We start from the raw sequence: 9,229 nt of genomic DNA on the forward strand, positions 1-9,229 counted from the left end.
ACAGCCTCGTCCAGGCGGCCAAAGCCAAGGCCCGGGGCTACCGCTCCTCCCGCAACCTGAAGGCGATGATCTACCTCATCGCGGGTAAGCTCGAACTCGCCCTACCCACCTGAAACAGCGAGGAACCATCTGATCCAGACGCGGCCCCAGCCGCTGTGTCTCGCCGCTGGCGCTTTGCTTGGCTGGCCGCATCGGCAGGATCCTCCCCGGTCCGTGTCGGCCGCAGCCGATCACGGCAGGCAGCGGCAGTCAAATTTTGCCGGAAAACCGCTGGCCCGTGCCGAATTTCTGGCAAATACGATTACTTGCCATGGCAAAGATCCCGCTGGCTACCAGGGGTTTCTGGATTCTTCACAGGCGACTATATAGGGGGTGGAGGAATGAATGCCTGGAGCTTATTCGACAGACTTACGCGAGCGCGTGCTGGTGGCGGTTGAAGCCGGTGAGCCAGTCGAGGCGGTTGCAGAGGAATTCATGGTTGGCCGCTCGTCGATCTGTCGCTGGGTAACGGCGGCTCGTGACGAAGGCCGCCGTGCGGCCAAGCCGATGGGTCGCGGCCCGGAACCGATCATCCGCGAACCGATCATCCGCGAACCGATCATCCGCGATGAGACCGAGGTGGCGCTGTGCCGGCTGCTGGAGGCGGACAATCACCTGACCTTGGAGGAATGCCGCGACCGATTGGCGACTGAGACCGGCGTGCGGGTCAATCCCTGGACGGTTGGCCGCGCGCTGCGGCGGCTCGACTGGACGTGAAAGAAACGCAGCATCCAGCCGGCTGAGCAGGAGCGTGACGACGTCGTGCAGGCGCGCGCGCACTGGTGGACGGATGAGACCACCGGAATGGACGGGATCGCGCCGGAACGGCTGGTGTTCATCGATGAGAGCGCGGTGTTGACCAGCATGGCGCGCCGTTATGGCCGCAGTCCACGCGGGGAGCGAGCCTTCGCCAAGCTCCCGTTCGGCCACTGGAAGCGGCTGAGCGTGCTCAGCGCCATCGGCATCGAGGGCATCCTCGCCACCATGAGCATCGAGGCCGCCACCGATGCTGACACCTTTGCCGCCTATCTCGAGCAGGTGCTGCTGCCGGTGCTGCGCGAGCGCAAGCCCGATGCGGTGCTGGTGATGGACAATCTGCGCCCGCACAAGACGCCTGAGGTCCAGGCGGTGCTCGATGGATCAGGCTTTCCCTATCGCTACCTGCCCAGCTACAGCCCCGATCTGAGCCCGATCGAGCCGGGCTGGGCCAAGGTGAAATCTTATCTCCGCCGGGTCGCCGCACGCATCGTCGAGACATTGCAACAGGCGCTGGCTCCCGCGCTCGACACCATCACCGCTCAGGATGCCGCCGCCTTCTTCCGACATTGCGGCTATGCCTGTCCCAACTGACCTGCGATCTGCTGTAGTAAGCCTTTCCACCGAGACACAAAAGCGCGAGGCGAAGCCAGCATGACTTCGGCAGATCATATTGTTTGGAGTTCATTCACACCGCTCCGCCACCGCGCTCACAAAACGAATCGGCGATAGCGAAGTCGGGACGCTTCGGCGATTTCCAGGCCACACAGTGCACTTTGCTTTTCGGCTCTCCGGGGAGCACTTCGAAGCCGTCGAACGCCAACCGACGGCAGGCGCGGTGCAAAATCTGACAGGTTCGGGCTCACCTGCCGTGTCGGTTTGATATTGCAACATACGGCGCTGGACGACTATGTGGTTGCCACCGGTCACAACACCACGATTCGGGCGTTTTGCCGCCTCGCATTCAGCTATGCCGGACTGAATTTTCAGGACCATGTGGTTTCCCGAAGCGATCTGATGCGTCCGGCGGAGGTTGATGTTCTGCTTGGCAACGCCAGCAAAGCGGAACAAAAACTTAATTGGTACCCGACAATCACACTGGAGAACATGATCGCAGAGATGGTCGATGCGGATCTGGCACGACACAGCAGCCGCTTGAAGCAATGACGATGGCGACTTCTCCCCAAACCGTACTGCTCACCGGCGCCTCGGGATTCGTCGGCCGTCATCTGGTAAGGGCGCTTTCAGTTGCATATCCAACCACTGCCCTGCTTGCACCGCGCCTGGACGTTCGAAATGCAGCCGAGGTCACTGCGGCCGTTCAGGCCGCGCTGCCGGAGGTTTGCGTTCACCTTGCCGCGGTGTCGGCAGTCACCGCAGCGGGGCAGGCTCCGGAGCTTGCCTGGCAGGTCAACTTTCACGGCACGATGCACCTGGCCTGGGCGCTGGCACGCTATGTGCCCAACTGTCAATTGCTATTTGTTTCGAGTTCGGAAGCCTATGGTGCCTCTTTTCGGGGCGGCGCAAAGATCGCATAGATCCCGTGTCCGGACCAGCGTGTCAGCGGCTCCCTGAACCATATAATGACGGGGGCATGACACAAGACCGGGCTTGGGTTCATCAGCAGCGTCACTGCCGTCTCGTTCAGGCGCCAGCCACCGCCGGATACGGCTGCTCCCACTTGTCCAGGTACACCACCTCGGACAGCTTCCCCCGCCCGACTGGCCCGAACTTCCCCATCGGGTAGCCGATCGGCAGGATCGCGTAGGAGTGCACGCCCTCGGGCAGGCCCAGCGCGGTGTCGGCTTCCTTCGCATGCAGCAGATGCCGCGTTGTCAGCGTCGAGCCCAGGCCCAGCGCCCTTGCCACCAGCAGCATGTTCTGCACCGCCGGATAAATCGAGGCGCCGTTGCCACGCCCGGGATTCGGCCCGTCCACCAGGCAGGCGACGATCCAGACCGGTGCCTCATGGTAATGTTCGGTCAGGTAGGCGACGGCGCTGCCCTGGCGCTGGTATTTCTCCGCCGTCACGCCCGGCGGCGGCGTGCTGCCGGCGTAGCGCGGCCCGATGACTTCATCGAACGCCTTCTTGTACCAGACCTGCACCGCCTTTTTGATCGCCGGGTCCTTCACCACCAGGAAGCGCCAGGTCTGGTTGTTGCCGCCATTCGCGGCGGCGGTGCCGGCTTCCAGGATTTTACGGATCAGCTCGTCCGGCACCGGGTCCGGCTTCAGCCGGCGCATCGACCGCGTGGTGCTGATGATCTCGAACAGATCCGGCATGGCTCCGCCTCCTTCAGTTTCGTTTCGCCGGCGCCGTGCCGCCCGAGCCGGAGCGGCCGCCGTCGATCACGATATGCGTGCCCGTCACATCATGCGACAGGCCCGAGCAAAGATACAGCACGGCACCGGCAACCTCGTCCGGCACGGCATAGCGCCCGGTCGGGATGCCGGCGGCATAGGCGGCATGCACGGCCTGCGGATCGTTCGGACTACGCTGCGATTCCAGCGACCGCATCATCCGCGTCTCCACCGGCCCGGGGCACACCGCGTTCACCCGCACGCCATGCGCCGCCACGTCGGTGGACGCGACCTTGGTCAGCCCCAGCACGCCGTGCTTCGACGCCACGTAGGCCGGCATCCCCGGCGCGCCGAACAGCCCGGCCACCGAAGCGGTGTTGACAATCGCGCCCGACTTCTGCGCCAACATCACCGGCAGCACGTGGCGCAGCCCGAGGAACACGCCCTTCAGATTGACCGAGATGACCTGGTCGAAAACCTCCTCGTCATACTCCTGGATCGGCCTGACGACGCCCGCGATGCCGGCGTTGTTGAAGAAACAATCGATCCGTTCATAGGTGGCCAGCGTCTTCTCGACATAGTCCCGCACCGAAACGGACCGGGTCACGTCCGCCTGCACGAACGCCGCGTCGCCGCCGCGCTGGATGATGATGTCGACGCTGGCGCGGCCGGACTCGACGTTCGCATCGACAATCATCACCTTGGCGCCGCGCAGCGCGAAGCCCAGTGCGGTGGCCCGGCCAATGCCGCCACCGCCGCCGGTGATCAGGGCGACCTTGCCGGTGAAGTCCATGGTTCGCTTCCCCTTTTCGTTACTTGTCAGGTCCGTTCAGACCACCTTCGCGGCGTGCAGCGCGGCGATCTCCCTGGCGCTGTAGCCGAGTTCGCCCAACACCGCGTCGGTGTGCTCGCCTGGTTCCGGCGTGGCACTGCGGATGCTCCAGGGCGTGCGGCTGAGTTCAATCGGCTGGCCGATGACCTCCACATTGCCCAGCACCGTCTGCGGCACGGTGCGGGTCATGGCCAGATGTTTCACCTGCGGATCAGCAAACACCTCGTTCATCCGGTAGATCGGCCCTGACGGCACGCCGGCCTTGTTCAGCGCCTCGATCCAGTCCGCCGAGGACCTGCCGCGGGTGACAGCCTCGATCGTTTCGTTCAGTTGGTCGCGGTTGTCCGAGCGCGCCTGGCCGGTGGCGTAGAGCGGATCGGTGGCGAGATGCTCCGCCCCCAGCGCCTTGCACAGGCGGCGGAAGATGTCGTCGCCCGCCGCCGCGATGTTGATATGCCCGTCGGCGGTGGCGAAAACCCCCGTCGGGATGCTGGTCGGGTGGTTGTTGCCGGCCTGGCCGGGCACCTCTCCGCCGATGGTCCAGCGCGCCGCCTGGAAGTCCAGCATGGAAATCTGCGCGCCCAGCAACGAGCTTTTGACCCACTGGCCCTCGCCGGACTGTTCGCGTTCCAGTAGCGCAATCAGGATGCCCATCGCGGCGAAAATCCCCGCCGTCAGGTCGGCCACGGGAATGCCCACCCGCATCGGGCCGCGCCCTGGCTCGCCGGTGATCGACATCAGCCCACCCATGCCCTGGGCGATCTGATCGAAACCGGGACGATCGCGATACGGCCCGTCCTGGCCGAAGCCGGAGATGCTGGCATAGACGATGCGCGGATTGATCGCCTTCAGGCTCTCGTAATCCACGCCGAGGCGGAATTTCACGTCGGGACGGAAATTCTCCACCACCACGTCGGCCTGCGCCACGAGGCGCTTCAGCACCGCGAGACCCTCCGGCGCCTTCAGGTTCAGCGTCAGGCTGCGCTTGTTGCGGTGCAGGTTCTGGAAATCCGGACCATGCCGCTCGCCGCCCAGCCCGGCGTCGCCCTCGGGCGCCTCGATCTTGATGACGTCGGCACCCCAGTCGGCAAGCTGCCGCACCGCGGTAGGGCCGGCGCGGACGCGGGTGAGATCGATGACTTTGAAGCGGGCCAGGGGAGCGGTCGTCGGGCCTGTCGTCATGCTTCCATCCTTCCTGTCACGCCGCATGTTGGCACAGGAAGGATGAAGCGGTCGAGGCAGGCAGCCTACATCTGCACCACGGAGGTGAGTTCATAACTCACACCGGTCGGATTCTCGCCGATGCGGAGAGTGGTGTCGTTGACAAAGCGATACGGCGGCACGGGCAGGTTGTACGGCGCCGGAACGGACGTGTAGACCCGGCCCGCCAGATCGTATTTCGAGCCATGGCACGGGCAGAAATAGCCGCCCGGCCAGTCGGGCACCGGCTCGGACGGATCCGGGTTCGGCTTATACAGCGGCAGGCAGCCGAGATGCGTGCAGATGCCGACCAGAACCGCGTATTCGGGCTTTATCGAGCGGTGCCAGTTCTCGGCATATGGCGGTTGCTGGTGCACGCTTGATTTCGGGTCGGACAGGCGCGAAACCAGGTCCGGGCTCTGCAGCGTCTTCAGCGCCTGCGGCGTGCGGTTGACGATCAGCATCGGGGCGCCGCGCCACAACACGACGATCTGCTGCCCGGACGCAACCTTCGACAGGTCGATGTCGATCGGCGCGCCGGCGGCGATCACGTCTCGGGACGGCTCCATGAAGTCGATGAACGGCCATATCACCGCGCAGGTTCCGATGACCGCGCCAGCGGTGGCAACCAGGGACAACATATCGCGGCGTTTGGGCTCAGGCCCTGTTGTTGCAGCATGTGACATGGCCGGGATCATACCATGGCTGAAGGCCCGGTCATGATCGAGTCTTATAAATAATTCGTCAGGAGTACCGGAACTGGCGCCTGAATTTCCCAATCCACCTCGATGGCTTAGACTGAAGCGACTGCCAGGCCGGGGAGACGTTCCGCATTGGCTTTGAAACGGAGGCGCGGCGGCGCGACTGCCCTGTCGTCATGGCGGCCTTCACCATGACGTTGTGACAACGCCCATGCCACCAATCCGCCAATCTTAACGCACAAGGGAGACGCGTCATGCCTTTTGCAACGACCGACGACGGGGTCCGCCTGCACTATGAGGAAACCGGGTCCGGAACGCCGCTGATCTTCGTGCACGAATTCGCCGGCGACCACCGCGCGTGGGAGCCGCAGCTGCGGCATTTCGGCCAGCGCTACCGCGCGATCACCTATGCCGCGCGCGGCTATCCGCCCTCGGACGTGCCGGATGACGTTGCGAAATATTCCCAGGCCCGCGCCGCGGATGATATCGCCGCCGTTCTGGATCACCTGCGCATCGACAAGGCGCATGTGATCGGCCTGTCGATGGGCGGGTTCGCCACCCTGCACTTCGGCTTCCGCCATCCGCAGCGCGCCCTGTCGCTGTGCGTCGCCGGCTGCGGCTATGGCGCCGAGCCGGGCCAGCGCGACAGGTTCCGCGCCGAGGTCGCCACGGTCGCCGATTTCCTCGACAGGAACGGAATCGAAGCGTTCGCGGCGAAATATGCCTACGGGCCGACCAGGGTGCAGTTCGAGAACAAGAACCCGCGCGGCTTTGCGGAGTTCAGGCAGCAGCTTGCTGAACATTCGGCTGTCGGCGCGCGCAACACCCAGCTTGGCGTGCAGGGCGAACGGCCGTCGCTGTATGACCTTGTGGACCAGATGAAGGCACTGACTGTGCCGACCCTGATCCTGACCGGAGATGAGGATTGGCCTTGCCTGCAACCCGCGCTGCTGATGAAGCAGACGATCCCCTCGGCCGCGCTGTCGGTGATGCCGAACTGCGGCCACACGATCAACCTGGAGGATCCCGGCCAGTTCAACCGCCTGGTGGCCGATTTCGTCGCCCAGGTCGATGCCGGGCGCTGGCCGCGGCGCGATCCGCGCGCAATGGTCGATTCCATAACGGGAATGAAGTAATCATCCAGCTGCAGCGATACGATTATGCCTGGACGGGCGGATCGGCATGGCCGATACGTCTGTTCGTCATGCTGCCTCGCCATCTGCTTCCGTTTCTGTTGCTGACCTGTGCCGGCGTGTTGTCCGGGTGCAGTTCGGTGCTCACCACAAGCACCGCCGACATCGCGGGCATTGCCGGCGCGGGCATCGCCGGCGCCGTCACCAAAAGCCCCACCGGCGCCGCGGCGATCGGCCTTGGCGTCGCCGCCGGCGCCAACGCCGGCCTGCAATATGTCGAGCGTGACGTGCACGGGAAAGAGCAGGACACCATCGCCCAGGCGGCCGGGCCGTTGCAGCCGGGCGACATCGGGCACTGGAGCGTGGTCCACCGCATCCCGATCGAAGCCAACCAGCATGGCGACGTCGTCGTCACCGGGGTCGTCGGCGGGAAGGACTTCACCTGCAAGGAAATCATTTTCTCCGTCAACACGACCGACAAGGCGGGCGAGCACCGTTCCTTCTACACGGCGTCGGTCTGCCTGGACGGCAAGACCTGGAAATGGGCCTCGGCGGAACCGGCAACAGCGCGCTGGGGATCGTTGCAGTGACGCTGCGCTGGGGCTTGCTGGCCGCGCTGCTGGCGCTGTCCGGCTGCAAGTCGGTGCCGCAGATCACCGGCCTGATCACCGGCGGCATCAGCGGCGCCGCGACCGGCAGCCCGGCCGTCGGTTTCGCTGTCGGCGTGGCGACCGACGCCGCCGCCAATGCCACCATGCTCTATGTCACCCGCACCTGGCATGGCAGCGAGCAGGACGCCATCGCCCGGGCCGCCGCGGACCTGCCGGCTGGTGGCGCAACGACCTGGAAGATCGAGCACATCGTGCCCATCGGCAACGAGCATGGGCAGCTTCGCGTCATCCGCCTGATCCAGTCGCAGATCGCCACCTGCAAGCGGATCGTCTTTTCCGTGGACGAGGGAAGCGGCGCCAGGCTGACGCGTGCCTGGTACACAGTCGACATCTGCAAGCAGGGCAAAATCTGGAAATGGGCGACGGCGGAGCCGGCGGTCCCGCGCTGGGGCCTCCTGCAGCAGCCATAGCGGACACGTCCCGTCCCCGGCTTCGACGCCGCGTCAGCCGAGCCGCTTCATCACCTTGCGCGAGAATTGCTCGGCCAGGCGCCATTTGCCGGTGTTGCCGACGGCGAACACCATTTCCTGCAGGCCGTCCTGTTCCAGCGCCTGGATCCTTTCCACGACTTCGTCCGGCTCGCCGACGAGGCAGGTGTCGCGGATCAGCTGCTCGTCGATCAGGTCCGCCTCGCCGGGATGCAGGTCGGTGTAGTGGAATTCGTGCGTGCGGAAATGCCGGTGCTCGGGCGGCGTCTGCTCGACCAGCGCGCAATAGGGTTTCCACATCCGTTGCAGGAAGTCGGGCGGGTCGATCTTCCGTTCGTGCACCATGTCGTAGAAGTAATAGACACTGGCCATCACGTTGGGGCCGACGGTCTGCTTGATGCGGTCGGAGTCGACCGGCTCGCCTGGTTCCAGCAGCGCAATGTTGATCAGCGTCGCGTTGCGGAAGCCCGACATGTCGCGGCCGGACCGCGCCGCGCCCTGCCGCGCGTGCGCCAGCGCTTCCTGCACCGGCACGCCGCGCGGCGGGATGGCGAAAATGATGCCGTCGCCGTATTCGCCGGCCATCGACATGGCGCGGGGACCGAACCCGGACACGTACAGCGGAATCCGGGGCTGCAGGTTCATGAACCGGGTGTCATGCCGCAGCATCGTGATCGGGCGCGTGCGTCCTTCGTACGTGTAGTCCACCACCTCTCCGTCCAGCAGGCCGGACAGCACCCGCAGATAGTCCTCGAACGCCGCCAGTTTCATCGGCTTCTGGCCCATCGTGCGCATCGCCGTGTTGCCGGTGCCGATGCCCAGGAACACCCGCCCCGGCGCGATCCGGTTCAGCGTCGCCATCGCCGCCACCTGCACCGGCGGAATGCGCGTGCCGCAGATCGCGGTGCCGGGGCCGATGCGCAACGTCCGTGTGTGCTGCGCCGCCAGCGCGCAGACGGCATAGACATCGGAGAACAGCATCTGGCTGTCCGTCACCCAGACGGAATCATAGCCCAGGTTCTCGACGAAGCTGAACCCGCCTTATTCGTCGCTACACGAAAATTTCACTTGTACTTTCCGAAATATCCTTCCGAATCAGCGTGTTGTCATCATTACCGCGCTGCGAAGGAGCCGCACCCAATGGGTGAAGCGTCGCCGATGTTCATTC

Annotated in this window: 12 protein-coding genes; 7 read left to right on the forward strand and 5 right to left on the reverse strand. The window is 64.9% G+C overall.

Features of this window, described 5'->3' with window-relative positions; translation table 11 throughout:
• The first annotated feature begins 384 nt into the window (after positions 1-384).
• The 4 genes from CCS01_RS10610 (at position 385) to CCS01_RS10625 (ending at position 2,333) form a co-directional block, all read left to right on the forward strand.
• Positions 385-756, forward strand: a complete 372-nt coding sequence (locus CCS01_RS10610; protein ID WP_104518798.1) for an IS630 transposase-related protein — start codon at positions 385-387, stop codon at positions 754-756.
• A 12-nt stretch (positions 757-768) separates the two neighbouring features.
• A complete protein-coding gene (locus tag CCS01_RS10615; RefSeq protein ID WP_146101678.1) occupies positions 769-1,389 on the forward strand; it encodes an IS630 family transposase in 621 nt (206 codons plus the stop codon).
• Positions 1,390-1,680: 291 nt separating this feature from the next.
• Positions 1,681-1,962: a GDP-mannose 4,6-dehydratase gene (locus tag CCS01_RS10620; RefSeq protein WP_239992096.1), complete on the forward strand. Its 282-nt coding sequence runs from the start codon at positions 1,681-1,683 to the stop codon at positions 1,960-1,962.
• 2 nt (positions 1,963-1,964) lie between these two features.
• Complete coding sequence (locus CCS01_RS10625) at positions 1,965-2,333, forward strand: NAD-dependent epimerase/dehydratase family protein (RefSeq protein ID WP_158258338.1); 369 nt, start codon at positions 1,965-1,967, stop codon at positions 2,331-2,333.
• A 106-nt stretch (positions 2,334-2,439) separates the two neighbouring features.
• On the opposite strand, the gene CCS01_RS10630 is transcribed toward CCS01_RS10625, so the two are convergent.
• The 4 genes from CCS01_RS10630 to petA form a co-directional block, all read right to left on the reverse strand.
• Positions 2,440-3,078, reverse strand: coding sequence for a nitroreductase family protein (locus CCS01_RS10630; RefSeq protein ID WP_104518802.1), 639 nt, complete (start codon positions 3,076-3,078; stop codon positions 2,440-2,442).
• A 13-nt stretch (positions 3,079-3,091) separates the two neighbouring features.
• Positions 3,092-3,889, reverse strand: a complete 798-nt coding sequence (locus CCS01_RS10635; RefSeq protein ID WP_104518803.1) for a glucose 1-dehydrogenase — start codon at positions 3,887-3,889, stop codon at positions 3,092-3,094.
• 36 nt (positions 3,890-3,925) lie between these two features.
• The gene (locus tag CCS01_RS10640) at positions 3,926-5,110 is read right to left on the reverse strand and encodes a CaiB/BaiF CoA transferase family protein (protein ID WP_104518804.1); all 1,185 of its coding nucleotides are present in this window, start codon (positions 5,108-5,110) and stop codon (positions 3,926-3,928) included.
• 65 nt (positions 5,111-5,175) lie between these two features.
• Positions 5,176-5,826, reverse strand: coding sequence for a ubiquinol-cytochrome c reductase iron-sulfur subunit (petA, locus tag CCS01_RS10645; protein WP_338049974.1), 651 nt, complete (start codon positions 5,824-5,826; stop codon positions 5,176-5,178).
• Between the two features lie 257 nt (positions 5,827-6,083).
• On the opposite strand from petA, the gene CCS01_RS10650 reads away from it, so the two are divergent.
• The 3 genes from CCS01_RS10650 to CCS01_RS10660 all read left to right on the forward strand — a co-directional run bounded on the left by CCS01_RS10650 (position 6,084) and on the right by CCS01_RS10660 (position 8,043).
• Positions 6,084-6,965, forward strand: coding sequence for an alpha/beta fold hydrolase (locus CCS01_RS10650; RefSeq protein ID WP_104518805.1), 882 nt, complete (start codon positions 6,084-6,086; stop codon positions 6,963-6,965).
• A 137-nt stretch (positions 6,966-7,102) separates the two neighbouring features.
• Positions 7,103-7,552, forward strand: coding sequence for a hypothetical protein (locus tag CCS01_RS10655; RefSeq protein WP_204848218.1), 450 nt, complete (start codon positions 7,103-7,105; stop codon positions 7,550-7,552).
• Positions 7,504-8,043, forward strand: a complete 540-nt coding sequence (locus tag CCS01_RS10660) for a hypothetical protein (protein WP_104518807.1) — start codon at positions 7,504-7,506, stop codon at positions 8,041-8,043. The genes CCS01_RS10655 and CCS01_RS10660 overlap by 49 nt, the downstream gene beginning before the upstream one ends.
• Positions 8,044-8,076: 33 nt before the next feature.
• On the opposite strand, the gene CCS01_RS10665 is transcribed toward CCS01_RS10660, so the two are convergent.
• Entirely contained in the window at positions 8,077-9,078 is a 1,002-nt protein-coding gene (locus CCS01_RS10665; protein ID WP_275112904.1) for an LLM class flavin-dependent oxidoreductase, read from the reverse strand.
• Positions 9,079-9,229 lie beyond the last annotated feature (151 nt).

Source organism: Rhodopila globiformis, from assembly GCF_002937115.1.
GTDB lineage: Bacteria > Pseudomonadota > Alphaproteobacteria > Acetobacterales > Acetobacteraceae > Rhodopila > Rhodopila globiformis.